The sequence below is a fragment of the Actinomadura chokoriensis genome, from assembly GCF_039529475.1.
GTDB classification, from domain to species: Bacteria; Actinomycetota; Actinomycetes; order Streptosporangiales; family Streptosporangiaceae; genus Spirillospora; species Spirillospora bangladeshensis.
This window is the reverse complement of record NZ_BAAAMW010000005.1, coordinates 285,405-308,456: the sequence shown is the minus strand read 5'-3', so window position 1 is coordinate 308,456 and position 23,052 is coordinate 285,405. Positions and strand designations below refer to the sequence as shown.

Genomic DNA, 23,052 nt, shown 5'->3' with positions numbered 1-23,052 from the left:
GGGCTCCGGTTTCCGGATCCGCCCCGATCATGCCCGCCGGCCCCGCACCGCTCATGCCTCGACCGTCTCTACGTAGTGCGCCGTGCCCGGCGGCGCGTCGCCGGCGTCGAGCGGCGGGCGGACGTCCGGCCCGCCGGCCTTGCGCTGCTCGTGGAACGCGAGGATCTGCAGCTCGATCGACAGGTCGACCTTGCGCACGTCGACGCCGTCCGACACCGACAGGACGACGGGCGCGAAGTTCAGCACGCTGGTGACGCCCGCGGCGACCACGCGATCGCACACCCCCTGGGCCGCGCCCGCGGGGGTCGCGATCACGGCGATGGAGACGCCGTGGTCCGCAATGATGTCCTCCAGCCGGTCGATGTGCCGCACCGTCATGCCGGAGATCTCCTGGCCGACGATGGCCTCGTCCGCGTCGAGCAGGCCCGCCACGCGGAAGCCGCGGGACGCGAAACCGCCGTAGCCGGCCAGCGCACGGCCCAGGTTACCGACACCGATGATGGCGACGACCCAGTCCTGGGTGAGGCCCAGCTCGCGGGAGATCTGGTAGACGAGGTACTCGACCTCGTAGCCGACGCCGCGCGTCCCGTAGGACCCGAGGTGGGACAGGTCCTTGCGCAGCTTGGCCGAGTTCACGCCGGCCGCCGCGGCCAGCTCCTCGGAGGAGACGGTCGCGACGCCGCGCTCCTGCAGCCCGGTGAGGGCCCGCAGGTACACCGGGAGCCGCGCCACGGTGGCTTCGGGGATGCCGCGGCCCGCGCGGTCGCGGTGCCGGTTCTGTCGAGGTGTCACGGCCTGCTCTTCGGGCTCGACGCTGGGGACGGGGCGGTCGGAGAACCCCTCGCCCCGGCTCGCGCGGCGCGGTGACGGTCTGACGACCGCGGCCCGGCCGCCCCCAGGGCTGGCCACCAGGTTAAGCCTTTGTGAACACGCGCACAAAGTCACCCCCCGGTCGCATGGGCCGGACGGCGCCGCGGAAAGGCCGTCCATCAGGGACTTGCAGCGTACGCCCCGGCAATCCGAATGTCGTTCGGATGTGACCGACAAGACACCCGGACCGCCCGGAAACGCCCCGGAACACGGGGAAACGCGCACCCGGCGGGTGCGCCGGAGTCAGCGGAGCTTGGCGACCGCGGCGCGGAGCCGGGCCTCGTCCACGCGCCAGAAGTCGTGCTGGACGCCGTTGACCAGCGTGACCGGGATCTGCTCCCAGTACTGCTCGTAGTCGGCCTCGGACCGGGTGATGTCGCGCTCCTCCCACCGCACCCCGAGGTCGCCGGCGACGCGCTCGATCACCGCGCGGGCGTCCTCGCACAGGTGGCAGCCGGGCTTGCCGAGCATCGTGATCACAATGTCGCCGGGCCTGTCGTCAGGCTGGTCGTCGGGCATGTCACCTCCCGGGGAACTCCGGCGCCGGGAGCGGCACCTTCGCGGGGCCGAGCTTCAGCTCGATCACGTTCGTGGCCAGCACGTGGGTGCGGGAGTCGGCGAGGAAGCGGCGCAGGTGCGCCTGCCCGCGGTGCGCGGCGAACGCGGCCTCGTCCCGGAAGAGCTGGTAGAAGATGCGCTGCGTGGGGCCGCCGACCACCTCGTGGCAGGCGAAGACCACCGTGTCCGGCTCGGCCGCCAGCGCGGCCTTCACCAGGTCGGCGGCGAGCCGGTCGAACGCCTCCTCGCGGCCGTCCAGCAGCGTGTAGACGGTGATCTGGCCGCAGGCGTTCGCGAGGTCCCGGCCGGGCGGCCCGGCGACCGGGGCCGGCGGCGCCGCGGGGCCGCCCAGCGGGTCGACGGCGGTGGGCCCGGCGGGGTTGTCGGACGGGAAGCGCAGCTCCTCGACGGCCGGCTCGGGGAACCGCAGCTCGCCGCGGCGCGGGTCGGGCGTCCGCGGCTCGGGCGACGGGGTCGGCGCCGGGACGGGCTCGGCCTTGGCCGCGTACGCCTGCTCCTCGTAGCCGGTCGCGGGCTCGCTCCCGTAGCCGCGGTCGTCGTAGTCGTCGTAGCCCTCGTCCTCGTCGTACACGGGGATCGTGCGCATCGCGCCGTACCAGACCAGCCCGACGGCGGCGCCGAGCGCGATCACCGCGACCGGCGCGGGCAGGAACCCGCGGGTGCCGCTGACCACGAGGACGCCCGCGAGCGCGACCAGCGCGACCGGGATGAGCAGTTCGGCGGCCTCCTGGTCGCGCTTGCTCGCCAGCCACGCGGTGACGCCGGTGCAGGCCACCAGGGAGATCACCGCGACGACGTGCGCGCCGTCGATCAGCAGCAGCGGCAGCGCGTCGTAGGTGGAGCCCGGCTTCGGCAGGCTCTTGGACAGCGAGCCCTTGAGCGGGTCCAGGACGAGGATGACCATCGCGACGACCGTGTAGGAGATCGCGAACAGCCAGGCGGCGAACCGCACCTGCACGTACCGCGCGATGAGCTCGATCATGCCGAGCGCGAGCCATACGGGCCCGATCAGCGCGGCGCCGAGTTCGAGGACGCGGAACAGCGCGCCGTTGAACCCCGCCATGAACCCGACGGCCATGCACAGCAGCGCGAGCGTCAGCCCGACCTGGGTGAACGACCACGCGATGAGGTAGAGCAGCCGGTCCTTTTGGGCGCGCTGGATCAGCAACCCGGTGGCCGCCAGGGCACCGAGGGTCGCCAGGAGCGCGAGAAGAGCATCGACCATCGCGCCTAATGGTGCCCGATGCCGCGAGCGGACGGGTAACCGCGCCGCGATTCGGGCTGCTCGGGGCGCCGGTCACGGGGGTGGAAGCGCCATGGAACAGGGCATTGCTTCCGTACCTTCCGGTATCTAGAGTGGCAGATCACGCCGGAGGTCGCGTACGCCCCGAGGAGAACTGCATGAGCAGCTTGACCCTCGATGCCGGGGTCATCCCGCTGCCTCGGCGTACCCGGGCCCGCGCCGCCCGCTCCGGCGGGCCGGGCGCCGACCGGGCGGAGGTCCTCAAGGCGCTGGTGCTCCGCGCGCGGGACGGCGACGCCGACGCGTTCGGCTCCCTCTACGACCACTACGTGGAGCTCGTCTACCGGTACATCTACTACCGGGTCGGGACCCACTCCCTCGCCGAGGACCTGACGAGCGAGACGTTCCTGCGCGCCCTCCGCCGGATCCGCGACTTCCACTGGCAGGGCAAGGACTTCGGCGCCTGGCTCGTGACGATCTCCCGGAACCTCGTCGCCGACCACTTCAAGTCCGGCCGCTACCGGCTGGAGGTCTGCACCGCCGAGCCGGCCGAGCCGGACCGGCGCCATCCCGACCGCCGTCCGGGGCGCGTCCAGGAGGGGCCGGAGCGGGCCGTCCTGGACGCGATGACCAACCGGGCGCTGCTGCTCGCCGTCCGGCGGCTCGGGTCCGAGCAGCAGGAGTGCGTCGTGCTGCGGTTCCTGCACGGCCTGTCGGTCGCCGAGACCGCGCTGGTCATGGGCAAGAAGCCGGGGGCGATCAAGGCGCTGCAGTACCGCGCCGTCCGCTCGCTGGGCCGCATGCTCCCCGACGACCTGCGGCACTGACACCGGTCGAGGGCGCCGCCCGGAACGCCGCCCGAAACACCGGCCGAAACGCCGGCCGAGGCGCCGATCGCCCGGCGGGCCGTAACCCGCCGCACCGCCCGATCGTTTCCCGGTCAAAGGCGCTCGCGCGCCCGGATTTCCGCAAGGGAGCGGCCGATGAGAACCGGGTCGTGAAGACGAGGCGGGGAAGGACCGGTGAGCGGGGGGACGTGCTGGCCCGGCTGCGGGCGGGCGGGGCGGGGCCGGATCCGCGTTTCCGCGAGGTGCTGCGTGAACGGCTGATGGCGGCCGCGGGCGACCGGGGTGAAGAGCGTCGCAATCATCGCCGGGAGGACGGCCGCGGGGAGGCGGTTGACTAGGCTTCGCCTCATGCGGCGATTCTGGCAACGCGACGTGGACCACAAGAGCGCCGGGGAGGCCGCCGCCGCGGCAGCGGCCCCGCCCGGTCCGCTGCCCGTGCCCGACCCCGCCGCCGCCGCGTTCTTCGACGTCGACAACACGATGATGCGGGGCGCGTCCATCTACTACTTCGCGCGCGGCCTCGCCGCCCGCAAGCTGTTCACCATGCGCGACCTCGCGATGTTCGCGTGGGGGCAGGCCCTGTTCCGGATGCGCGGCACCGAGAACTCCGAGCACATCGGCAGCGCCAAGGAGGCCGCGCTCGCGTTCGTCGCCGGGCAGAAGGTCGCCCAGATCGTCACGCTCAGCGAGGAGATCTACGACGAGGTGATGGCCGACCGCATCTGGCACGGCACCCGCACCCTCGCCCTCCAGCACCTGGACGCGGGCCAGCAGGTGTGGCTCGTCACCGCCACGCCCGTCGAGGTCGCCCGGACGATCGCGCACCGCCTCGGCCTCACCGGCGCGCTCGGCACCGTCGCCGAGACCCGCGAGGGCCTCTACACCGGGCGGCTCGTCGGGAACCTGCTGCACGGGCCGGCCAAGGCGGAGGCCGTCCGGGCGCTCGCCCAGCGGGAGGGCCTCGACCTCGCGCGCTGCTCCGCCTACAGCGACTCGATCAACGACCTGCCGATGCTGACCGCGGTCGGGCACCCGCACGCCGTCAACCCCGACGCCGAGCTGCGCGCCCACGCCAAGGAGAACGGCTGGCCGATCCACGACTTCCGCACCGGCCGCAAGGTGACGATGGTCGCGCTGCCGGCCGCCGCGGGCGCGGGCGCGCTGGCGGGCGGCGTCGCGGCCGGGATCGCACTGCGCCGCCACTACCGCGCGAGCTGATGCGGCCCCGCCCGAACGCGACCGGTCTCCGCGGGCGGATCCGGTCACGTCACAGGGCGGCAAGTCGAGATCTATCGCGTTTACCCGTTTTCGTCCTACGCTGTCCTCCGTGGAGTTGACGCTGCTGTCGCGGGTCGCGTGCCGCGGGCGGGACGTCACGAGTCCCCGGGTGCGCGGGCTGCTCGCGCTGCTGGCCGGCGAGCCGCGCGGCGCGTCCGCGGCGCGCCTGGTCGAGGGGCTGTGGCCGGACGACCGTCCGGAGAACCCGGTGAAGGCGCTCCAGGTCGTGGTGTCGCGGGCCCGGTCGGCGCTGGGCGCGGACGTCATCGCCAGTACGCCGACCGGTTACCGGCTCGGGCTGGACGAGTCCCAGGTGGACGCGTGCGCGGTGCTGCTCGCCGCGTCCGCGAGCGCCCGCTGCGCCCGCGATGGCGACCACGCGGGCGCGCTCTCGCATGCGGACGAAGGGCTCGCACTGTGGGACGGGCCGCCCAAGCCGGACGCGGGAGACGATCCCCTCTCCGTCCTGCGCGCGGAACGGGCCTCGACCTACCGGACGCTGTGCCGTGCCCGCGCGCTGGCCCTGGCCCGGCTCGGGCGACACGCCGAAGGCTTCGAGGCGCTCACGCCCGTGGCCGGCGAGTGCCCCCGGGACGAGGAGGTCCTCGCCGAGCTGCTGCGCTGCGAGGCGGCGACGGCCGGGCCGTCCGCCGCGCTGGCGCGGTACGAGTCCTACCGGCGCTCGCTGCGGGAGTCGCTCGGAACCGATCCGGGCGCCGCGTTGCAGGTCGTCCAGCAGGAGCTCCTGCGGGAGGAGGCGCCGGCCGTCCGGCACGGCGTCGCGCACGAGCCGAACCCGCTGCTCGGCCGTGCCGGCGACCTCGCCGCCGTCCTCGACCTGCTGCGCACGTCCCGGGTGACCTCGATCGTCGGGCCGGGCGGCCTCGGCAAGACGCGGCTGGCGCACACGGTCGCCCGCGACGCGCCGCAGCGCGCCGTGCACTTCGTGGGGCTCGCCGGGGTCGCGCGGAGCGAGGACGCGGCGGGCGAGGTCGCGTCCGCGCTCGGCATCGGGGAGTCCCCGTGGGCGGCGCGCCGCCCCGGCGGGGTCCTCGCCGGGATCGTGGACGCGCTCGGGCCGGGGCCCGTCCTGCTCGTCCTGGACAACTGCGAGCACGTCGTCGACGGCGTCGCCGCCCTGGTCGGCGCCCTCGTGTCGATGACGCGGGACCTGCGGGTGCTGACCACGAGCCGCGCGCCGCTCGGCCTGTCGTCGGAGTCGGTGTACCCGCTGCCGGCGCTCGACCACGCGACGGCGGTCGAGCTGTTCCGGCAGCGCGCGCTCGCGGCGCGTCCCGGCGCGTGCCTGCCGCCCGGCCCGGTCGAGGAGCTGTGCCGCCACCTGGACGGGCTGCCGCTCGCGGTCGAGCTGGCGGCGGCGCGCGTCCGCGTCATGTCGGTCCCCGAGATCGCGCGCGGCCTGGACGACCGGTTCGCGCTGCTGCGCGGCAACGCCCGCGACGCGCCGTCCCGGCACCGGACGATGCACGCCGTCGTCGACTGGAGCTGGAACCTGCTGGCACCGTCCGGGCGGGCCGCGATGCGGATGCTGTCGGTCTTCTCCGGCGGCTTCACCGCCGACGCCGCGCGCCACCTCCTGGACGACACCGGCGTCCTCGAAGACCTGGTCGACCAGTCGCTGCTCTCCCTCACCGAAGACCGCACCGGGACCCGTTTCCGGATGCTGGAGAGCGTCCGCGAGTTCAGCGCGTCCCACCGGGAGCGGGAAGGCGACACCGGCCGCGCGGTCGGCGGCCTGCTCTCCTGGGCCCGCGAACTGGGCGCGGCGCACCAGGAGGCGCTGTTCGGCTCCGACCCGTTCGCCCCGCTGGAACTCGTCCGCGTCGAGCAGGACAACCTGCTCCAGGCGCTCCGGCACGGGCTCGCCCGGCAGGACGGCCCGGCCGTCGCGGCCGTGACGGCGGTGCTCGGCGGCCTGTGGACGCTGGAGTCGTCCTACAGCCGGATGATGGGGCTGGCCGAGGAGACCGCCGGGCTGCTGAGCCGGTACCGCCCCGAACCCGAGTACGTCGAGACGACCCGGACGGCCCTGGCCCTCTGCGTGGCGGCCACGTGCACCCTCGGCGAGCCGCGGGTGACCCGCGCGCTCGTCGCGCTGCGCCGCCTGCCGCCCGCCGCGCCGACGAGCCTCGTCCGGGCCGTCGCGATCGTGGTCGGGTCCGCGCCGGAACTGCTCTCCGGCGACGGTTCGGCGCTCGCCCGCCTGTGCGGGAGCGACCACCCGCTGCTCGCCGCCGCCGCGAACTTCGCCGCCGGCTACATCCGTGAACGGGACGGTGACGTGGCGGGCGCGCTCGCGGCCGCCGAGGCGATGCTCGCGGCGGCCGGCGCGGCGGACGCCCCGTGGCTGCGGCTGGTCGCCCACTCCCGGCTCAGCGAACTGCTCATGCAGCTCGACCGGACCGAGGAGGCCGAGCACCAGCTGCTCCGCTCCATGCGGCTGATGCAGGAGTTCGGGTGGCCCGACACGTTCGGCCTCCTGTGGGCGCTGGCGGCGATCAACCTCCACCTCGGCAGGGCCGACGAGGCCGAGCAGTGGCTGGACCGCTCCCTGGCGCACGGCCCGGAGGAGGCGTACGGCACCGCCTCGTTCAATCTCGGTGCGCGCGCGGAGATCGCCCTGGGCCGCGGCGACGTCGAGACCGGACTGCGGCTCTGGCGCGAGGCCGTCCAGCGCCTGGCGGACGAGGAGCCGCCCATGCCGGAACCGCACCTCGACGCCTGGAGGCTGGAAGCCCACTGCGTCACCGTCATCGCCCATGCCCGGCACGGCCGGCTCGACGACGTCCGGGACGTCGCGGACGGCCTGTCCGTCATGCTCGACACCCTGCTCGCCGACCCGCCGAGGCCGATGCCGGGCTTCTTCATGGACCTGCCGATCTGCGGCGGCCTCCTGCTGGCACGCGCCCTGGCGGACGCCGAGCCCACCCGGGCCGCCCGCATGATCGCCCTCGCCGAGCGCCTGCACTTCACCCGGGCGTTCCAGCCGACCATGTCGCCCGCCGCCGCCCGCCGCGCCGCCCTGGAGGCCGACGAGCCTGCGTACACCGCCGCGGTGGCGGAGTACGCCGGCCTGGGCCGCGACGACCTGCGCAAGGCCGCCCGCGCGCTCGTCAGCGCGGAGCCTTCCGGTTGAACAGCACCTTCGACGCCGCGTAGCCGAGCACGGCGAGCCCCGCGCACCAGGCCGCGGCAGCCATCGCGTCGGTCCCGTCCGGCGAGCCCGTCAGCAGGCCGCGCAGCGTCTCGATGATCGGCGTGAACGGCTGGTACTCGGCGAACCACCGCACCCCGGCCGGCATCGACTCCGGCGGGACGATCGCGCTGCCGAAGAACGGCAGGAACTGCACGATCATCGGCGTGTTGCTCGCGCCCTCGGGGTTCTTGGCCAGCAGCCCCATCATGACGCCCACCCACGTCAGCGCGAACGTGAGCGCCACCAGCAGCCCGGCCGCGGCGAGCCAGTCGAGGACGGTCCCGCTCGTCCGGAACCCCATCGCGACCGCGACCCCGATGACCGCGGCCGTGCTGAGCAGCGTCTGGATCATGCTGCCGACCACATGGCCGGTCAGCAGGGACGCCCGCGCGATCCCGAGCGTCCGGAACCGGTCCACGATGCCCTCGGTCATGTCGACGCACACCGAGACCGACGTCTGCAGGCATCCGGACGCGATGGCCATCAGGATGATCCCCGGCGCCACGTAGTTGATGTAGTCGCCCTTGGCGGGGCCGCCGACGCCGTCCCCGAGCGCGTTCCCGAACACGCCGACGAACAGCACCATGATGAAGATCGGCATCATCATCCCGGCGATCGTCAGGGACGGGTAGCGCAGCGCGTGCCGCAGGTTGCGGCGCAGCATCGTCGCGGAGTCGGTCATCGCCAGAGTGAGCGTGCTCATGCCGAGGTCACCTCTTCCTTCCTGCCGGTGAGGGCGAGGAACACGTCGTCCAGGTCGGGCGTGTGCACGGACAGCTCGTCGACCTCGACGGCCGCGTCCTCCAGCCGCCCGAGCAGCTCCCGCAGCGACCGGACGCCGCCGTCGCTCGGCACCTGCAGGGTGAGCGCGTCGTCGTCCCTGGTCACGGCGCCGAGGGCCCGCGCGGCGGCGTCCAGCTCGCCCGGTCCGGCGAACCGCAGCCGGACGTGCCCGCCCGGCACCAGCCGCTTGAGTTCGTCGGACGTCCCCTCGGCGACGATCCGGCCGCCGTCCAGCACCGCGATGCGGTCGGCGAGCTGGTCCGCCTCGTCCAGGTACTGCGTGGTCAGGAAGATCGTCACGCCGCCGCGCACCAGGCCGCGGACGATCTCCCAGGTCGTCCGCCGGCTGCGCGGGTCGAGCCCGGTCGTCGGCTCGTCCAGGAAGATGATCTGCGGGCTCCCGATCAGCGTCATCGCGATGTCGAGCCTGCGCCGCATCCCGCCCGAATACGTGGCGACCGTCTTCTTGCCGGCCTCCACCAGGTCGAACCGCTCCAGCAGTTCATCCGCGGCCCGCCGCCCCGCCGCCTTCCCCAGATGATGCAGGTCGGCCATCAGGATGAGGTTCTCCCGCCCGGTGAGCAGCCCGTCCACCGCCGCGTACTGCCCCGTGACCCCGATGGCCTTGCGCACGCCATCGGGATCACGCATGAGATCGCACCCGGCGACCCGCGCCTCACCGCCGTCCGCCCGGATCAGCGTCGACAGGATCCGCACGGCCGTCGTCTTCCCGGCCCCATTGGGCCCGAGCAGCGCGAACACCGTCCCGCGCGGCACATCGAGATCGATCCCGTCGAGGACGACCTTCTCCCCGAACACCTTCCGCAGCCCGGCCACCGAAATGGCCGTCTGCCTCGCCTCTATCACCATGCGGAGAACACTGAGGCCCCCCGCCTTCACCCCGGTTTCAGCACCGCATCCCCGCTGAAACCAGCTGATACCCATACGATCACGCAAAGCCGCCATTCCGCACGGACGACCGGCTCATCATCCCGGCGGCCCGGCAGTGAAGAGGAGAGAGCAGCCCGTTGCAGAAGCCCATCGGCGACCTCGCCCAAGGATTGCTCACCGCGGTCATCCTCGGCACGCTGCTCACCATCGGGAGCACGTCCCTCCTCCCCGGCCAGGCCCGCCTTACCGGACTTTTGTTCTGCGCGGAGCCCTACACCGACCCCGTCGTCGTCCGCGACGAAACCGCCCGGGCGATCAACTTCACCCTCTACTGCACCGGAGAACGCGGGGAGCGCCACGAGATCGGCTGGCTGCGGCCATCCCTGACCCTGGGCGCCGCCTACGCCGCCCTGATCGGTGCCGCGATCCCCTTCGTCCGCCGCCGGCGGAGCCGCAGCGGCTAAGATCGTCAAGTGCCCCCCTTCAAACGCCTCAGCGCGTGTCTGGCGACGGTTCTGACGCTGGTGGTCATGACTTCCGCCTGCGGCGCAACGCCCCGCGACGAGTTCGTGGGAGAGATGCTGTCGCGCGGTGGCGGGTTGACCGCGGCACTCGTCCGGAACGCGATGGGCGCTTTCTCCAAGCACTACGGGACGGATCGCCTCACCCTCACCAGCCTCGTCCTCCACTCCTGGGACGCCAGCGTGACCGCCAATATCCGCGTCCCCGGGCGTCCCGAGCAGTTGGACAAAGTCACCTTCGGCGAAGACGGTCTCGACGGTCCGTCCCCCATGAAGGTCGGAGCCGCCGACGATCTGGACGGCATGTCCTTCACCGTCCAGGACGTGCCCGCGCTTGAGGACGTTGTGAAAATGGTCGACACGGCCTTGGCCGAGACGAAGTTCCACAACGGCTACGTCGAAAAAATCCAAGTGACCCGGACCGCCTCCGCTCCGGAGATCAGCGTCGTCGTCCGGTCCCCCCGCGCGGACGCCATGGTGACCTTCAAAGCGGACGGTCACTTCACCAAGGTGACCCGGGTATGAACCTCCGCTTCGCGCTCATCGCCCTCGCGGTCATGGTGCCCGTGGCCGCAGTGCTGGCGATGGTGGGCACCACCATGATGCCGGTCCAGCTCACTTTCACGGCGCGGTGGCTGTGCGATCCCCCCTACACCGATCCGTTCATCGTCTCCGACTCAACAGGCCGAGGCGGCACTGATTACACGATGTACTGCACCTCACCGCGCGGCGGCCGCGAGAAGATCGGCTGGCTAGTCCCGTTCCTGATCATGTGGGCCGTGTACTACCTGATCCTGACCCCCTTCGCCAGCATGATCACCTACCTCCGCACATCCAGGTACTAGCCGCCCCGCCCACCGGCGAGGGCTCATCCGCCGGATGTCAGGGGACTTCAGGAGGGATGGGAACGCTTCCTCCGAACGCTCCGTGCAGATCCGCGGCGAAACGCTGCCAGCCAACGTCGGGGTCGGGCTCGTACCAACTGACAGGATCCTCCCGAACGCCTACCGCCCAGGTCAGGTGGAACAGGCCCGACTCGCGCATCCGACGGCACATGATCACGGCGCGCTGGAAGTAGGAGCGTCCGTCAAAGATCGGGTCGGCCCCGCCGAAGGCCGTCTGGACCTCCACCGGCTCGAGGCTCTCGGGGGTGAGGCCCATGACGAAAACATAGGCTCGGCGCAGATTCCTCATGAGCCTGCCGTTGAGCTCCGCCTGCCGCAGATCCTCGGCCATCCCGAATATCTCATCGGCACGATTGTTGAGGTTCTTGCCCTCGCTACCCTTCATGGATTTGTACTCCACCACGAGAACGGGGCAACCCTGCTGGAGTACGAGCAGGTCCCATGCTTTGGACGGCCGGTAGTACCCGGGCAGGGTGGCCTTGCGATTGGTCCGAATCTCCAGATCGGACGCGCCCGTGCTCTGGATCTCGTCCACGATCAGGGCGTTCAGGCCGTCGAGATGCCCAGCGCCGGTGACCGCTGATCGGTTGCCGCCCTGGGCGTGGCCGCCGGCTCTTGATTTCTCTTGCTGCTCGCGACGCACTCGAACCCAATGTTCAAGAGCAAGCTGCACTCTTTGCTCGGCCGTCTGGCCCATGGGCTACTCCGGGGGGAGGAGAAGAAAATCAGGGAAGGGCGCGTATCTTATAAGCGCGTAGGGCCGCGGCCGTGGCGGCCGCTCGGTCTCTAGCCCTGAATGCCGTAACGAGTTCATCTGCCACGTCCGCAGGGATCTCCGCGGGCCGCGGAGCATGGACTCTTCGGAGATACTGAGCCTGAAAGCGCAAGGTGTTGCCGCGCATCTTCACGCAGTACGCCGCAATCTGGCGCTCTACCACCTCAGAGAGGAGGAGTCCGCCCAAGACCTCCAGGTCCCACTCCTGGGACACCAGGTAGTAGAGGTTGTGGTGCGGGTAGTGACCACCCTGCTCAAGGACGGGATTCGGCTGCCGCTTCATATCTTCGAGAAGAAGCTTGGGCCGGCCGGTGAGGGACGAGGTGACGCGGTCGATGGTGCGGAACCAACTCGCAGGTGACCGCTTCGAGATCGAACGGCGCAGGATGGCGGTCGCGTTCCTGCTGAGGTACTCGGACAACCGCGGCCATTCATCCAGGTCGACGAGACCGTCCTCGTCCCATGGATTGACCAGGTAATGCCCCGTCCAACCATAGGTGCCGCTCTTCACGTCGGCGGACATGGCGAGCGGCAGCATGCGTTCCGGCTCCGCCGCCTCGGCGTCTTGCGTGATGTACACCGCGTCGGCTCCGGTCGCGACACCGATCCCGATTCTGGTACCGGCTTCGCGATCTTCGAGCGGCGGATGCCGGTCTTGCAAGTCCTCAAGCCAAGCCAGGGCCTCAGGAGTCCCATCCGGCCACGAGTCGGCGGTGCGGTGCCAATGCGGTAGGCGCGACCCTCGAACGGCCGCGCCATGGAGGGGTTTACGCGTCCGGAGGCTCGACCAGGACGCGAAGTCCGCAGCGGCTTTGAAATCGAAGGTCTCGCCGGCCTCGCCGATGCCCACGTCACCTTGCGGTCCACGCGTGAGCACCGTGATCGCCGGGTAGGCGGACACCTCGTTCTCGAACGCGGCGACGTCGTGCATCACCAAGCAGGAGTCAACGGCGAACCCGCCCTTGATGATCTTCTCCCGCAAACGGCGCCCGTACTGGTTCCGCATCCAGCGGTCAGCACAGATGAACGCCAGAGTGCCGCCCTCATCGAGCAGATCGAGGCCACGTTCGAAGAAACCGATGTACACGTCGGCCCTACCGCCCATTGTGGGACAGGCTCGGCGGTACGCGGCGAGGAGGCTGGGAGCCACATCTTCGATGCGGATGTACGGGGGGTTTCCGACTACGTAGTCCGCGCAGCCGGGGAACCTGTCGAGCAGGAAATCCCCTTCTCGTACCCAAGCGGCCGCAAGCCGGTTCGCCGTTTCAGCCGGGCACCCCGACCTGATGAGCCGTGCTGTGACGAGGCTTCGGCAACCGCGCACGTGCCCAGGCTGAACGTCCATGGCGAGGATGGCCGGGAGCAACTCATCCCAAGGTCCGTCGGGCGAGTACTTCTCCCTGGCTTCGAGCAACCGGTCCAGGACCGGCATGAGGAAGGCACCGGACCCGATGGCGGGCTCTACAAGCCTTTTCGTCGTCAGGTCCGTATCGACGGAGTAGCCGCACAGGTCGAGGATCAGTTCAACGATCCACCGCCGGGTGAAGACCTCCCCGTACTGGACGGGCACGGCGCCGGCATTCGCCGCCGTGTCGGCAAGGCTCCCACGCGGCTCCGTCAGCATGGCCCTCATCGTAGACGCCCCTTGTGACACCGCAGCGCTACCACGCTGGACGCCCCGCGCTGGTGCCGCGCTCGCCGCGCTGGGGCCGGGACTCTCGCCTGGATCAGCCAAGGTGAGGGGTGTCCCGCTCTTCGCGGTAGTGGTGCAGCCTCAAGCGCTGGGTGTGGTGCATGGGCAGGTCGTCCAACTCACCGACCGGAACCCAACGGACATCCAGGGACTCGTCACTGACTCGAAGCTCGCCTCCCAGCAGGCGAGCTCGGAAGCAGACGTTGAACTGGCGGCGGACCTCGCCGTCCGAGTAGGCGATGATGTGCAGCGGGTCGCTGTAGGTTCCGACCAGTCCCGTGACCTCGATCTCGTACCCGGTCTCTTCCCTGACCTCCCGGACGGCCGCACCCGGCAGGGACTCGTCCAGGTTCATCCCACCGCCCGGCAGCGCCCAGAGCCCCGAGTCGGCCCGGCGCTGCATGAGCACCTCGCCGCGCTCGTTGGCGACCACCGCCGAGGCAGCGACGACCACCGAATTCGGAGCAGGCGCAGCAGGATCGTCGTAGTACTCGACACGAGCCACCAGTGGCCGCCCGCCGCACTAACGACCGGTCAGGCCGCGCAGCGCCGCCCGCAAGACCGGACGTGGAACGAGCAGAACCGCCCCGTCCGGATCCTTCGAGTCCCGCACGGCAACCGCGTCCTCCACACCGGCCAACTCGACACAACTGCCGCCGGAACTGCCGCTGCGGCTCGACTTACGCCAAGTCATGCACGTCATGAGGTCACATGCGCACGATGAATAGCGCCACGCAAGGCTTCACCAGAGACGACGAGAATCGGTCCGTGAGGATCCTTCGAGTCTCGAATGGCAACCCCGTTCTCCACCTTGGCAAGCTCAACGCACTGATCGCCGTCACTGCTACTGCGACTCGACTTGCGCCAAGCGAGTTCTTGCCTCATGAAGACCACTTCTCTTCGATTGTGCGATTGATCAGCTCAACGGACAGGTTGGCCCGTAGCGCCTGTGTCCAGATCGCGTCAAATCGCTCCTTTAGCCTACAGATGTCCTCTCGCGCCTCCATCATGATGCCACGTGCAGCAGTCGCCACGTAAGCGATCTCCTCTCCGCTTGGCAGCGTCGCGAGTGTGAACGTTCCGTTGCTTGGATGCGTTGCCCCATTGGGAACCACTTGGACGCTGAGGCGGGGTCCGACCGCGCCCGCCAGACGCTGGAGCTGGGCACGCATCACCTGTGGCCCGCCCACGTCGTTCCAAAGCACGGTCTCGGGCAGCAGGTAGATCAGGCGCGGCGGTGGCGGCGCGGTGCGGGTGAGGATCGCCTGCCGGGCCATCCGAGCGTCGATCGCCTCTCTGTCGCCGAAGAGCAGCGTGCTCGCGTACTCCTCGGTCTGGAGGAGACCGTAGACGACCTGCGGCTCGTAGACCTTGAGGCTCCGCGTTTCCTCCTCGACGCCGGGCCACTTGCGGAACCACTCGGGGAAGCCGTCCTTCTTGTCGCCGAACAGGCCGTCGTGGAGGTGGGCGAGGGCCTGTTTGGTGTCGAGGGACGCGTCGCAGTGTTCGGCGAAGTTTCGTTCGCAGTGGCATTCGGCGCGTTCGACGGCGCCGATGAAGGACGGGCTGTAGGGGATCTTGTCGGCGAGCTGCTTGATGCTGTAGTTCGCAAGGACGCGGTATCTGCGGACTTCTGATCCGAACAGATCTAGGGCGCTGTTCGACGGGGTGAGGCGCTTCGGGGGTTGCGGCACGGCTTCTCCCTATGACCAGCCATGACCAGCGACGACCAGTGGTCGGGGGCCATGGTCCGAGGTTGCCCTGTGGGTTTCCTTTCGCATTTCCCAGCATGCCACTCTGCGCGATGCTCGGCCAGGGGATGACGGAGAAAGGGTCGGCATGTTCGATGCCGATCTTTTGACAGTTCCCCCCGAAACGGTCATAGCGGAATTCGTTTTCGCAACCTGTCGGGCAAATCGGACGGAATGGAGTGCTGGGCAATGAATCAATTCACAAAGGGAGTGGCCGCGATGTGCGGCGAGGGCGTATCGACGCTCGTCCTCGAAGCGGACGAGCATGCGCCGGCCAGGGCGCGGCGGTTCGTCGCCGAGCGGTTCGCCGGGTGGGGCATCGCCGACGACTACACCGGGCGGCTCATCGTCTCCGAACTGGTCACGAACGCGCTGGTGCACGGAGAGGGCCCGATCGTCCTGCGCGTGTTCCGGGACGAGCGCGACCGCCTCCCCACGATCGAGGTCCGGGACGGCGGGCACGGGCAGCCGGTGGTCCAGCCGGAGAACTGCGCGGCGGTCAGCGGGCGCGGGCTCCAGATGGTGGCCGGCCTCGCCCACGACTGGGGGACGCGGCCGCTGATGGAGGGAGGGAAGCTGGCATGGGCAAAGTGCGGGCTCTAACCGGGACCAAGGGCGTCGGCATCGTGGTCAGAGTTCTCGCCGTCCCCGGCCGTGCGTTGGCCTACCACGACGCTCACCGAGGACGGCACGGCTACCTGTGCCCTTGCGGGGACTCCGGGGCGGCGGCCGGTCAGACCGACCGACTCCTCAAACACCGCCTCTTCCTGGCGACGTGGTGATGACCATGGCGTGGGCTGAGTGCGGGCCGCGCATGCGGCCGGGTCTCCTTGCGGGGGGTGTGCTGTGACCTTGCTCGTCCTCGCCTGCGTCACCGTGAGCGCGGCCGTCCTGGCGGGATCCGCGGCACTGCTCGTGGCGGACCGGCGGCGTCCGAGGTACGTCGGCCGGCACCGCGCGATGTTCTGACCCGCCCGCGTCCGGCGGAGGGCGAGGGAAAATCAGTCGCGCGGGACGTGCGGCGGTGTCTACGCTGGCCAGTCAGTCCAGATCGCGTGTACCCGGCCTTGTGCCTTAGGAAGAGGGTTTATGTCCCGGCCCGTGCCGAGCGTTACTCGGCGCATTCCCTAACCGTTCGCCGAGACCGCTCGGCCGCCTCTTGCTGTTCTCGACAACCCTCAGCAAGGAGCATCCGGGTGTCCGACACCTTCCTCTGCATCAAATGCGGTCTGACCGTCACCGTCCGCGCGGCTGACGGCACGCGCCGCAACCACTGTCCCGCGTGCCTGCATTCCGAGCACGTCATCGACCACATCGACGGCGGGCCGAGCGACTGCCGCTCGCGCATGATGCCCATCGCCATCGCCGTTCTGCGCAACGGCGACTGGATGGTCATTCACCGCTGCGTGGGCTGCGACCTGCTCACGTCCAATCCGGTATGCGCGGATGACAACCAGCTCATCCTCATGCGCATGGCGGTGCGTCCGCTGGCGGAGCCGCCGTTCCCCCTCGAAACGTTCGGATCGCTTTGACATGCCGAGGCGTAAGAACTCTCAGGGGCGGCGACCCCAGCGCCGCAAGGACGTCCTCCACGTCCACGGCGGACGCGCGGACGCCTTCCGCTGCGTCGGATGCCGGCTCGACGTGTCCCTGGACGCGCCGGGCAGCGCCCACCGCAACCACTGCCCGAACTGCCTGGTCAGCCTGCACGTCGACCATCGCGTTCCGGGCGACCGCGCGTCCGCGTGCCGCAGGCGCATGGAGCCGCTCACGCTCTCCGCGCGTCCCGACGGCGAGTGGATGATCATCCATCAGTGCCAGACCTGCGGGAAGGTCAGCGCCAACCGCATCGCCGGTGACGACAACGTGCTGGTCCTGATGCGCATGGCCCTGAAACCCCTCCAGGACGGGGCCATCGCCACCCGCACGATGCTCACCCTGTGAAGGCCGCCGTGGGCGGTGCCGCCGGCACCGCCCACGGTCGCCTCATCTGCGGGGTCAGCCGCAGTGCTGAGCCGATTTGTACAGGTGGGCGTGCTCGTCGTAGTAGTACGTCTCGGCGACGAAGGAGATGCACATACCGCGGCCCTTCACCTTCACCGGCCCCGCGTACTGCCAGTACTTGCCGTTGTCCTGGTCGACGTTGACGCCCCAGCGGACGTTGTCCTCGGTCAGCGTCGAGTTGTACATGTACATGCTGATCTCGTGCTTGAACTGCGAGTAGTACGCCGTCTTGACGTTGACCGCGCAGTTGTAGCCGGTACTGGAGTTGTAATACAGGTACACGTGGCTCAGCGTGTTCACCGGCGATTTCACCGCGTAGGTGTCGATGAGGGAGCCGGAGCAGCCGTAGCCGCCCGCGTGGGCGGCCGGCGACACCGCCATGGTGAAGCCCGCGGCTACGGCCAGCGTGGTGGCGGCCGCGGCGGCGCGATGGCGCAGGCGCATGAATTCCCCGATCTCAGCAGCGCTCGCTGGACTTGGCGGACGCCCCATTGGGAATCCAGCCGATCGCCTGCGTGCAGTGCGCGAGGGTGCTGGCGCCGAGTGACCAGACCTCCTTGGTCTTGGTCCGGCACTGGGTGCCTTCCAGCGTCTTGGTGCTGTTGTCGCCGATGGCGGCGCACGCGCTCCAGGAGCTGTGGGAACTGCGGTAGCCCTCCCACACGTACACGTAGGCCCAGTTCTTCCCGCAGCCCTTGAACTGCTTCACCGAGGCGAAGGTCTGGCCGCCCGAGTAGATGTGCGCGGTGCTGCCGATCTGCACGGTGCCGGAGCACCCGGGAGCCGACTCGGCGTTGGCGATGCCCGGAATCCCCACGACCGCGGGCACGGCGAGGAGCCCCGCCAGGGCCGTCTTGGCAAGCTTCATGACGTCGATCGCCCTCCTGTCCAGGGTCCGCCCAGCGCGGACGGCGCCAGCCTCGCAGCGCGACTCTGTTGTCCGATACGCCTCCTGACAAGCGATGACGCCATCTGACAAAGTCCTTACGGCCGCGCCACCGCTCAGGCCCCCGCAAAGGCATCGAGCGCCCGGACGATATGGCCGCGCGCCGCCGCACTGCCCAGATGCCCCGCGTCCTCCACGACGACCAGTTCCGAGCCGTGCCAGGCCCGGTGCAGTTCCCAGGCCGTGTCGGGCGGCCCGCCCATGTCGAGCCGCCCGTGGACGAGGACGCCCGGAATCCCGTCCAGTCGGCTCGCCTCGCGCAGCAGCACGCCTTCGTCCAGCCACGCGCCATGGGAGAAGTAGTGGGCGCACAGGCGTACCAGCGCCAGCCGCGCCTCCGGGGCACGGTCGCCGTAGGGGTTCGCGGTGCCCTTGGTCTCTCCGGACAGGACGGCGTCCTCCCACGCGCACCAGTCGGCCGTCGCCCGCTCGCGCACGGCGGCGTCCGGATGCTCCGTCAGGCGTGCGTAGGCCGCGGCGATGTCGACGCCGGTCCGGGCTCCGGGAGCGCTCGCGGCGAACCGCTCCCACTGCTCGGGGAAGAAGCGTCCGACGCCCCGGTACAGCCAGTCGATCTCCGACCGCCGCGTCGTGGTGACGCTGCGGATGACGATCTCCGACACGCGCTCGGGGTGCCGTTCGGCGTAGGCCAGCAGGAGCGTGGAGCCCCAGGAACCGCCGTGCAGCAGCCAGCGGTCGATGCCGAGATGCTCGCGGAGCCGTTCCATGTCGGCGACCAGGTGCCAGGTGGTGTTGTGCCGCAGATCCGCGGCCGGGTCGCTCGCGTGCGGGGTGCTGCGCCCGCAGCCGCGCTGGTCGAACAGGACGAGCCGGTACCGGTCCAGGTCGAAGTGGCGGCGCATCCCGGGGCGGCATCCCGACCCCGGCCCGCCGTGGACGACGAGCGCCGGTTTGCCCTGGGGGTTGCCGCAGGTCTCCCAGTACACCCGGTTGCCGTCGCCGACATCGAGCATTCCCGTTTCGTAGGGCTCAGGTGCGGGGTGCGTCTGTCTCTTCTTTCTGCATGGCCGCCCGGTCGGCTATTCGCATCGCCCAGCCGTAGAAATCCGCTGGGTCGCCGAGGGCGTTCTGGAGGGCGGGATTGATGATAGGGGCGTTGGCGGCGTTGAGGAGATCGTAAAGGCCCAGATAGGTCCACTCCCAGACCATGGCATCGAAATTGTAGGCGTGCATGACGGGTGTGAGGCGGCGGCGGATCTCGGCGACTTCCCAGGAGGGAAATCCGGCATCGCGCAGGCGGGTGAGTGTGGAGCGCTCGTGTTCGGGGTCGAACCAGGTGTCCAGGAACGGTTCGAGCAGATCTCCCCAGGCGTCGAAGCGGGGTCTGCCGATGACACTGTTACGGACGCAGAACCGTTCGAGGTCCGACCGCTGAGCGGCAGGTATGAACAGGGTCTCGCCCCGAGTCGTCCGGAGCTCGGGGCGGATGGCCGTCCAGTCGGCGTCGCGGATCTGGGCCGGTGTGATCGTCCCGGCGGGGTGGACGCTGGCGCCGCGAAAGTCGTAGCGCTGGAAGCGGATGTGCTCCTCGGTGAAGACGACCTCCATCGGACCAGGGTGGCGCCTCACCGACACATCATCAAAGGGGTCACGGGGCGGCGGCCCGATGGGCCCGCGCCAGGGTGGTGGCCAGCAGGAGGACGAGCAGGGCCGCGATGACGGTGAGGCTCGCCGCGACGCCGATGCCGGGCGCGGCGAAGACCGTGAGGAGGACCAGGACGGCCGTGGTCACGATCAGTTCCGGGCGGACGGCCGTCCGCCGCATCGGCGCGTGCAGCGCCCACAGCATGACCAGGAAGACGGCGATGGGGACGGCGACCGCCGCGACCACGGTGTGCGTGCCGGTGTGGATCTCACCCGTGGAGACGACCGCCACCTCCAGCCCGGCGCCGAGGGCGGCCAGCGCGGCGAAGACCACGTAGTGGCCGTAGCCCCAGCAGAAGGACCAGTCGCGGCGCGCCGCGAGGCCCTCGCCCGCCGGTTCGGAGAAGTAGATCCACCAGAGCGTGAACAGGATCGCGAGCCCGGCCAGCGCGATGACCACGAGATCGGCGTTCAGGCCGTGCTCGACGGAGTCCTGCACGGCGTTCGTCGCGGCCAGGACGCTCTCGCCCAGCAGGATGATCGTGAACAGTCCGTACCGTTCGGCGATGTGGTGCGGGTGCCAGGTCGTCATCCGGGGGCGTTCCGCGATCGGCGGCACGGAGAGTTCGAGCACCACGAGGAAGAGGAACACCCAGGGCCCGCCGTCGCCGCCCGGCAGCGCGAGCCGCGACAGCCACAGGACCTGGAGGAACGCGATCCCGGCCGCGTAGCGGAGGGCGGTGGCGCGCCCCTCCGGGTGGGCGGCCGCGGCGCGCAGCCACAGGCTCACCAGGCCGGCGCGCATGACGAGGTAGCCGATGGTGACCGTGGTGAAGTCGCCGCCGAACGCGTCGGGCACCCCGGCCGCCAGCAGCAGGACGCCCGCCATCTGCACGAACGTCATGATCCGGTACGGGACGTCGTCGGTGTCGTACGCGGACGCGAACCACGTGAAGTTCATCCACGCCCACCAGATGGCGAAGAACACCATGAGGAACGGCGCGACGGCGTCCTCGACGTGGCCGTCCGCCACCGCGTGGGCGAACCGGCCGGCGACCTGGGAGACGGCGGCGACGAAAGTCAGATCGAACAGGAGTTCGAGCGGACTGGACACGCGGTGCGGCTCGCCCAGGTCGCGGGCGACCATGCGGCGGCGGATCGACGGCATCCGCTCAGAGTAGATCGCCGCACACCGCCGCCGTCCACGACGCCGGCCGGGCGGGCCTCGCTCCTCCCCATAAAATGGTGTGGCCGGCGACCGCGGAAGGGGCACGATCACGGACGGAACGCTCGACGAGGCCGCGTCGGTGTTCGCCGACCTGCGGCCCCGCCTGTTCGGCATCGCGTACCAGATGCTCGGCGGCGTCGCCGAGGCCGAGGACGTCGTCCAGGAGACATGGGTCAAGTGGCAGACGACCGACCGCGGGCCCGTGCGGGATCCGGCCGCCTTCCTGGTGACGATGACGACCCGGCTCGCGATCAACGTGATCCAGTCGGCGCGGCGGCGGCGCGAGAAGTACGTCGGCCCGTGGCTCCCCGAGCCGATCGACACCGGCGGCGGGCCCGAGGCGGGCGCCGAGCAGGCCGCCGACGTGGAGATGGCCGTCCTGATGCTGCTGGAGCGACTGTCCCCGCCGGAGCGGGCCGCCTACGTCCTGCGCGAGTCGTTCGACTACCCCTACGCCGACATCGCGGCGATCCTGCAGGTGACCGAGCCGAACGCGCGGCAGCTCGTCAGCCGGGGGCGCAGGCGGGTGGCGGCGGGGCGCCGCAACCCGGTGAGCCGGGCCGCGCACCGGCGGCTGCTGGAGACGTTCCTCGCGGCGGCCCGCACCGGCGACCTCGACGCCCTGGAGTCGCTCCTCGCCGAGGACGCGGTCAGCTACTCCGATAGCAACGGCACGGTCCGCGGCGCGTCCCGGATCCCCATCGTCGGACGGGAACGGGTCGCGAAGGTCGTCGTCGCGTACGCGCCCCGGTTCTGGACCGGCACGACCGTCTCGTGGGTCGAGGCGAACGGGCGGCCGGCGATCCTCGTCTCGCGGGACGGCGCCGCCTCCGCGCTCATCACGATCACCGCGTCCGACGACGGCATCGACCAGCTGCTGTGGGTCCTGAACCCCGACAAACTCGGCGGCTACCGGGGGGAACGCGGCCTAGAGGAACGCGGCTAAAGGAACGCCGGGCCGCGGCGCAGCAGCGCCTCGTACAGCATGTGCTGGATGTTCTCCCGGACGTGGTCGGTGATCTCGAACACCGTCATCGGGTCGTCGGCGTCCTCGGCGTCGTAGTCGTCCAGCGTCATCGGCGCACCGAACTGGATCACCCACCGGGACGGCAGCGGGACGAGGCCGGCGGGCCCGAGCAGCGGGAACGTCGGCGTGATCGGGAAGTACGGGAGGCCGAGCAGCCGGGCCAGCGGCCGCAGGTCGGCGATCTTGGGGTAGATCTCCTCGGCGCCGACGATGGCGCACGGGACGATCGGGACGCCGGCGCGCAGCGCGGTGCCGACGAAGCCGCCGCGGCCGAAGCGCTGGAGCTTGTACCGGTCGGCGAACGGCTTGCCGACGCCCTTGAAGCCCTCCGGGAACACCCCGACCAGCTCGCCCTTGCCGAGCAGGCGGGCGGCGTCGGCCTGGCAGGCGAGGGTGTGCCCGGCCTTGCGGGCCAGATGGCCGAGCACCGGGATCTGGTAGACGAGGTCGGCGCCGAGCAGCCGGATGCACCGGTCGGCGTTGTCGTGCAGCGCCACCGACAGCATCAGCGCGTCCAGCGGGATGGTGCCCGAGTGGTTCGCGACGAGCAGCGCGCCGCCCTCGGGGACGTTCTCCAGACCGGCGAGCTCGACGCGGAACCAGTGCTCGTACAGCGCGCGGGCGGCCGGCAGCAGGACCGTGGAGTTGAACTCGGGGTCGAAGCCGAACTCGTCGACCTCGTACTCGCCGGCCAGCCGGCGGCGCAGGAACGCCAGCCCGGAGGCGATGCCGCGCTCCAGCGGGCTCTGCTCGCCGCCGGGTTCGCCGCCCCCGGCGGCGGAACCGGAGTCGCCCGCATCCCGGTGGTGGCCCGTGTCGAGCCGGATGACCTGCGCGCCCTCGTCGTCACCGTCGTCCATATGGCGGGCGTTCATCATCCGGCTCCCC

At 70.6% G+C, this 23,052-nt stretch carries 28 protein-coding genes; 11 read left to right on the top strand and 17 right to left on the bottom strand.

Going from position 1 to position 23,052, the window contains the following annotated elements:
* Positions 1-51: 51 nt before the first annotated feature.
* From ABFX46_RS14475 to ABFX46_RS14465, 3 genes are all read right to left on the bottom strand, one after another.
* A complete protein-coding gene (locus ABFX46_RS14475) occupies positions 52-792 on the bottom strand; it encodes a redox-sensing transcriptional repressor Rex (RefSeq protein WP_346042721.1) in 741 nt (246 codons plus the stop codon).
* Between the two features lie 321 nt (positions 793-1,113).
* Complete coding sequence (locus ABFX46_RS14470) at positions 1,114-1,389, bottom strand: glutaredoxin family protein (RefSeq protein WP_346042505.1); 276 nt, start codon at positions 1,387-1,389, stop codon at positions 1,114-1,116.
* A 1-nt stretch (position 1,390) separates the two neighbouring features.
* Positions 1,391-2,674 carry a putative quinol monooxygenase gene (locus ABFX46_RS14465; RefSeq protein ID WP_346042504.1) on the bottom strand — a complete coding sequence of 428 codons (1,284 nt, stop codon included), beginning with the start codon at positions 2,672-2,674 and terminating at the stop codon, positions 1,391-1,393.
* A gap of 176 nt (positions 2,675-2,850) precedes the next feature.
* Between ABFX46_RS14465 and ABFX46_RS14460 the strand changes: the two genes are divergently transcribed.
* The 3 genes from ABFX46_RS14460 (at position 2,851) to ABFX46_RS14450 (ending at position 7,975) form a co-directional block, all read left to right on the top strand.
* Entirely contained in the window at positions 2,851-3,519 is a 669-nt protein-coding gene (locus ABFX46_RS14460; protein ID WP_346042503.1) for a sigma-70 family RNA polymerase sigma factor, read from the top strand.
* Positions 3,520-3,888: 369 nt separating this feature from the next.
* Complete coding sequence (locus ABFX46_RS14455) at positions 3,889-4,758, top strand: HAD family hydrolase (RefSeq protein ID WP_346042502.1); 870 nt, start codon at positions 3,889-3,891, stop codon at positions 4,756-4,758.
* A gap of 109 nt (positions 4,759-4,867) precedes the next feature.
* Entirely contained in the window at positions 4,868-7,975 is a 3,108-nt protein-coding gene (locus tag ABFX46_RS14450; RefSeq protein WP_346042501.1) for an ATP-binding protein, read from the top strand.
* Here ABFX46_RS14450 and ABFX46_RS14445 read toward each other — a convergent pair.
* Together ABFX46_RS14445 and ABFX46_RS14440 are read right to left on the bottom strand one after the other, a co-directional pair.
* Positions 7,953-8,738, bottom strand: coding sequence for an ABC transporter permease (locus tag ABFX46_RS14445; protein WP_346042500.1), 786 nt, complete (start codon positions 8,736-8,738; stop codon positions 7,953-7,955). The two genes, ABFX46_RS14450 and ABFX46_RS14445, sit on opposite strands and share 23 nt — an antisense overlap.
* A complete protein-coding gene (locus ABFX46_RS14440; protein ID WP_346042499.1) occupies positions 8,735-9,688 on the bottom strand; it encodes an ATP-binding cassette domain-containing protein in 954 nt (317 codons plus the stop codon). Before ABFX46_RS14440 ends, ABFX46_RS14445 begins: the two co-directional genes overlap by 4 nt.
* Before the next feature lie 158 nt (positions 9,689-9,846).
* Between ABFX46_RS14440 and ABFX46_RS14435 the strand changes: the two genes are divergently transcribed.
* From ABFX46_RS14435 to ABFX46_RS14425, 3 genes are read left to right on the top strand one after another with little or no spacing between them, the layout of a single operon-like run.
* Positions 9,847-10,173 (top strand): hypothetical protein, encoded by a 327-nt coding sequence (locus ABFX46_RS14435; protein ID WP_346042498.1) that lies wholly within the window; start codon positions 9,847-9,849, stop codon positions 10,171-10,173.
* Positions 10,174-10,182: 9 nt separating this feature from the next.
* Positions 10,183-10,755 (top strand): hypothetical protein, encoded by a 573-nt coding sequence (locus tag ABFX46_RS14430; RefSeq protein ID WP_346042497.1) that lies wholly within the window; start codon positions 10,183-10,185, stop codon positions 10,753-10,755.
* Positions 10,752-11,075, top strand: a complete 324-nt coding sequence (locus ABFX46_RS14425) for a hypothetical protein (RefSeq protein ID WP_346042496.1) — start codon at positions 10,752-10,754, stop codon at positions 11,073-11,075. Before ABFX46_RS14430 ends, ABFX46_RS14425 begins: the two co-directional genes overlap by 4 nt.
* Before the next feature lie 37 nt (positions 11,076-11,112).
* On the opposite strand, the gene ABFX46_RS14420 is transcribed toward ABFX46_RS14425, so the two are convergent.
* The 6 genes from ABFX46_RS14420 to ABFX46_RS14395 all read right to left on the bottom strand — a co-directional run bounded on the left by ABFX46_RS14420 (position 11,113) and on the right by ABFX46_RS14395 (position 15,297).
* A complete protein-coding gene (locus ABFX46_RS14420; protein WP_346042495.1) occupies positions 11,113-11,832 on the bottom strand; it encodes a PaeR7I family type II restriction endonuclease in 720 nt (239 codons plus the stop codon).
* Positions 11,833-11,860: 28 nt separating this feature from the next.
* The gene (locus ABFX46_RS14415) at positions 11,861-13,534 is read right to left on the bottom strand and encodes an Eco57I restriction-modification methylase domain-containing protein (RefSeq protein ID WP_346042494.1); all 1,674 of its coding nucleotides are present in this window, start codon (positions 13,532-13,534) and stop codon (positions 11,861-11,863) included.
* A 103-nt stretch (positions 13,535-13,637) separates the two neighbouring features.
* On the bottom strand, positions 13,638-14,108 hold the full coding sequence (locus tag ABFX46_RS14410) for an NUDIX hydrolase (RefSeq protein ID WP_346042493.1): 471 nt from the start codon (positions 14,106-14,108) through the stop codon (positions 13,638-13,640).
* 18 nt (positions 14,109-14,126) lie between these two features.
* The gene (locus ABFX46_RS14405; RefSeq protein WP_346042492.1) at positions 14,127-14,297 is read right to left on the bottom strand and encodes a DUF397 domain-containing protein; all 171 of its coding nucleotides are present in this window, start codon (positions 14,295-14,297) and stop codon (positions 14,127-14,129) included.
* 5 nt (positions 14,298-14,302) lie between these two features.
* Positions 14,303-14,488: a DUF397 domain-containing protein gene (locus tag ABFX46_RS14400; protein WP_346042491.1), complete on the bottom strand. Its 186-nt coding sequence runs from the start codon at positions 14,486-14,488 to the stop codon at positions 14,303-14,305.
* Entirely contained in the window at positions 14,485-15,297 is an 813-nt protein-coding gene (locus ABFX46_RS14395; RefSeq protein ID WP_346042490.1) for a helix-turn-helix domain-containing protein, read from the bottom strand. Before ABFX46_RS14395 ends, ABFX46_RS14400 begins: the two co-directional genes overlap by 4 nt.
* Before the next feature lie 246 nt (positions 15,298-15,543).
* On the opposite strand from ABFX46_RS14395, the gene ABFX46_RS14390 reads away from it, so the two are divergent.
* The 4 genes from ABFX46_RS14390 (at position 15,544) to ABFX46_RS14375 (ending at position 17,298) form a co-directional block, all read left to right on the top strand.
* On the top strand, positions 15,544-15,957 hold the full coding sequence (locus ABFX46_RS14390) for an ATP-binding protein (protein WP_346042489.1): 414 nt from the start codon (positions 15,544-15,546) through the stop codon (positions 15,955-15,957).
* A 243-nt stretch (positions 15,958-16,200) separates the two neighbouring features.
* A complete protein-coding gene (locus ABFX46_RS14385) occupies positions 16,201-16,323 on the top strand; it encodes a hypothetical protein (protein ID WP_346042488.1) in 123 nt (40 codons plus the stop codon).
* A 227-nt stretch (positions 16,324-16,550) separates the two neighbouring features.
* Complete coding sequence (locus tag ABFX46_RS14380; protein WP_338071023.1) at positions 16,551-16,886, top strand: RNHCP domain-containing protein; 336 nt, start codon at positions 16,551-16,553, stop codon at positions 16,884-16,886.
* 1 nt (position 16,887) lies between these two features.
* Positions 16,888-17,298, top strand: coding sequence for an RNHCP domain-containing protein (locus ABFX46_RS14375; RefSeq protein ID WP_346042487.1), 411 nt, complete (start codon positions 16,888-16,890; stop codon positions 17,296-17,298).
* A 54-nt stretch (positions 17,299-17,352) separates the two neighbouring features.
* Here ABFX46_RS14375 and ABFX46_RS14370 read toward each other — a convergent pair whose 3' ends face one another.
* From ABFX46_RS14370 to ABFX46_RS14350, 5 genes are all read right to left on the bottom strand, one after another.
* Complete coding sequence (locus tag ABFX46_RS14370; RefSeq protein ID WP_346042486.1) at positions 17,353-17,802, bottom strand: hypothetical protein; 450 nt, start codon at positions 17,800-17,802, stop codon at positions 17,353-17,355.
* Positions 17,803-17,815: 13 nt separating this feature from the next.
* Positions 17,816-18,226, bottom strand: a complete 411-nt coding sequence (locus ABFX46_RS14365) for a hypothetical protein (RefSeq protein ID WP_346042485.1) — start codon at positions 18,224-18,226, stop codon at positions 17,816-17,818.
* A 134-nt stretch (positions 18,227-18,360) separates the two neighbouring features.
* Positions 18,361-19,278: a prolyl aminopeptidase gene (gene pip, locus ABFX46_RS14360; protein WP_428831256.1), complete on the bottom strand. Its 918-nt coding sequence runs from the start codon at positions 19,276-19,278 to the stop codon at positions 18,361-18,363.
* 16 nt (positions 19,279-19,294) lie between these two features.
* Positions 19,295-19,873 (bottom strand): hypothetical protein, encoded by a 579-nt coding sequence (locus ABFX46_RS14355; protein WP_346042484.1) that lies wholly within the window; start codon positions 19,871-19,873, stop codon positions 19,295-19,297.
* A gap of 40 nt (positions 19,874-19,913) precedes the next feature.
* Positions 19,914-21,077, bottom strand: coding sequence for a low temperature requirement protein A (locus ABFX46_RS14350; RefSeq protein WP_346042483.1), 1,164 nt, complete (start codon positions 21,075-21,077; stop codon positions 19,914-19,916).
* A 79-nt stretch (positions 21,078-21,156) separates the two neighbouring features.
* Here ABFX46_RS14350 and ABFX46_RS14345 point away from each other — a divergent pair, with 79 nt between their 5' ends.
* Positions 21,157-22,083: an RNA polymerase sigma-70 factor gene (locus ABFX46_RS14345; RefSeq protein ID WP_346042482.1), complete on the top strand. Its 927-nt coding sequence runs from the start codon at positions 21,157-21,159 to the stop codon at positions 22,081-22,083.
* Here ABFX46_RS14345 and ABFX46_RS14340 read toward each other — a convergent pair.
* Entirely contained in the window at positions 22,080-23,042 is a 963-nt protein-coding gene (locus ABFX46_RS14340; RefSeq protein ID WP_428831255.1) for a lysophospholipid acyltransferase family protein, read from the bottom strand. The two genes, ABFX46_RS14345 and ABFX46_RS14340, sit on opposite strands and share 4 nt — an antisense overlap.
* Positions 23,043-23,052 lie beyond the last annotated feature (10 nt).

Coding starts and splice junctions, on each gene's coding strand:
- ABFX46_RS14390 (WP_346042489.1), top strand. CDS start 15,544: ATGAATCAATTCACAAAGGGAGTGGCCGCGATGTGCGGCGAGGGCGTA.
- ABFX46_RS14350 (WP_346042483.1), bottom strand. CDS start 21,077: ATGCCGTCGATCCGCCGCCGCATGGTCGCCCGCGACCTGGGCGAGCCG.
- ABFX46_RS14365 (WP_346042485.1), bottom strand. CDS start 18,226: ATGAAGCTTGCCAAGACGGCCCTGGCGGGGCTCCTCGCCGTGCCCGCG.
- ABFX46_RS14355 (WP_346042484.1), bottom strand. CDS start 19,873: ATGGAGGTCGTCTTCACCGAGGAGCACATCCGCTTCCAGCGCTACGAC.
- ABFX46_RS14400 (WP_346042491.1), bottom strand. CDS start 14,488: ATGAGGCAAGAACTCGCTTGGCGCAAGTCGAGTCGCAGTAGCAGTGAC.
- ABFX46_RS14415 (WP_346042494.1), bottom strand. CDS start 13,534: ATGCTGACGGAGCCGCGTGGGAGCCTTGCCGACACGGCGGCGAATGCC.
- ABFX46_RS14440 (WP_346042499.1), bottom strand. CDS start 9,688: ATGGTGATAGAGGCGAGGCAGACGGCCATTTCGGTGGCCGGGCTGCGG.
- ABFX46_RS14405 (WP_346042492.1), bottom strand. CDS start 14,297: ATGACTTGGCGTAAGTCGAGCCGCAGCGGCAGTTCCGGCGGCAGTTGT.
- ABFX46_RS14340 (WP_428831255.1), bottom strand. CDS start 23,042: ATGATGAACGCCCGCCATATGGACGACGGTGACGACGAGGGCGCGCAG.
- ABFX46_RS14445 (WP_346042500.1), bottom strand. CDS start 8,738: ATGAGCACGCTCACTCTGGCGATGACCGACTCCGCGACGATGCTGCGC.
- ABFX46_RS14455 (WP_346042502.1), top strand. CDS start 3,889: ATGCGGCGATTCTGGCAACGCGACGTGGACCACAAGAGCGCCGGGGAG.
- pip (WP_428831256.1), bottom strand. CDS start 19,278: ATGCTCGATGTCGGCGACGGCAACCGGGTGTACTGGGAGACCTGCGGC.
- ABFX46_RS14460 (WP_346042503.1), top strand. CDS start 2,851: ATGAGCAGCTTGACCCTCGATGCCGGGGTCATCCCGCTGCCTCGGCGT.
- ABFX46_RS14420 (WP_346042495.1), bottom strand. CDS start 11,832: ATGGGCCAGACGGCCGAGCAAAGAGTGCAGCTTGCTCTTGAACATTGG.
- ABFX46_RS14470 (WP_346042505.1), bottom strand. CDS start 1,389: ATGCCCGACGACCAGCCTGACGACAGGCCCGGCGACATTGTGATCACG.
- ABFX46_RS14375 (WP_346042487.1), top strand. CDS start 16,888: ATGCCGAGGCGTAAGAACTCTCAGGGGCGGCGACCCCAGCGCCGCAAG.
- ABFX46_RS14425 (WP_346042496.1), top strand. CDS start 10,752: ATGAACCTCCGCTTCGCGCTCATCGCCCTCGCGGTCATGGTGCCCGTG.
- ABFX46_RS14370 (WP_346042486.1), bottom strand. CDS start 17,802: ATGCGCCTGCGCCATCGCGCCGCCGCGGCCGCCACCACGCTGGCCGTA.
- ABFX46_RS14465 (WP_346042504.1), bottom strand. CDS start 2,674: ATGGTCGATGCTCTTCTCGCGCTCCTGGCGACCCTCGGTGCCCTGGCG.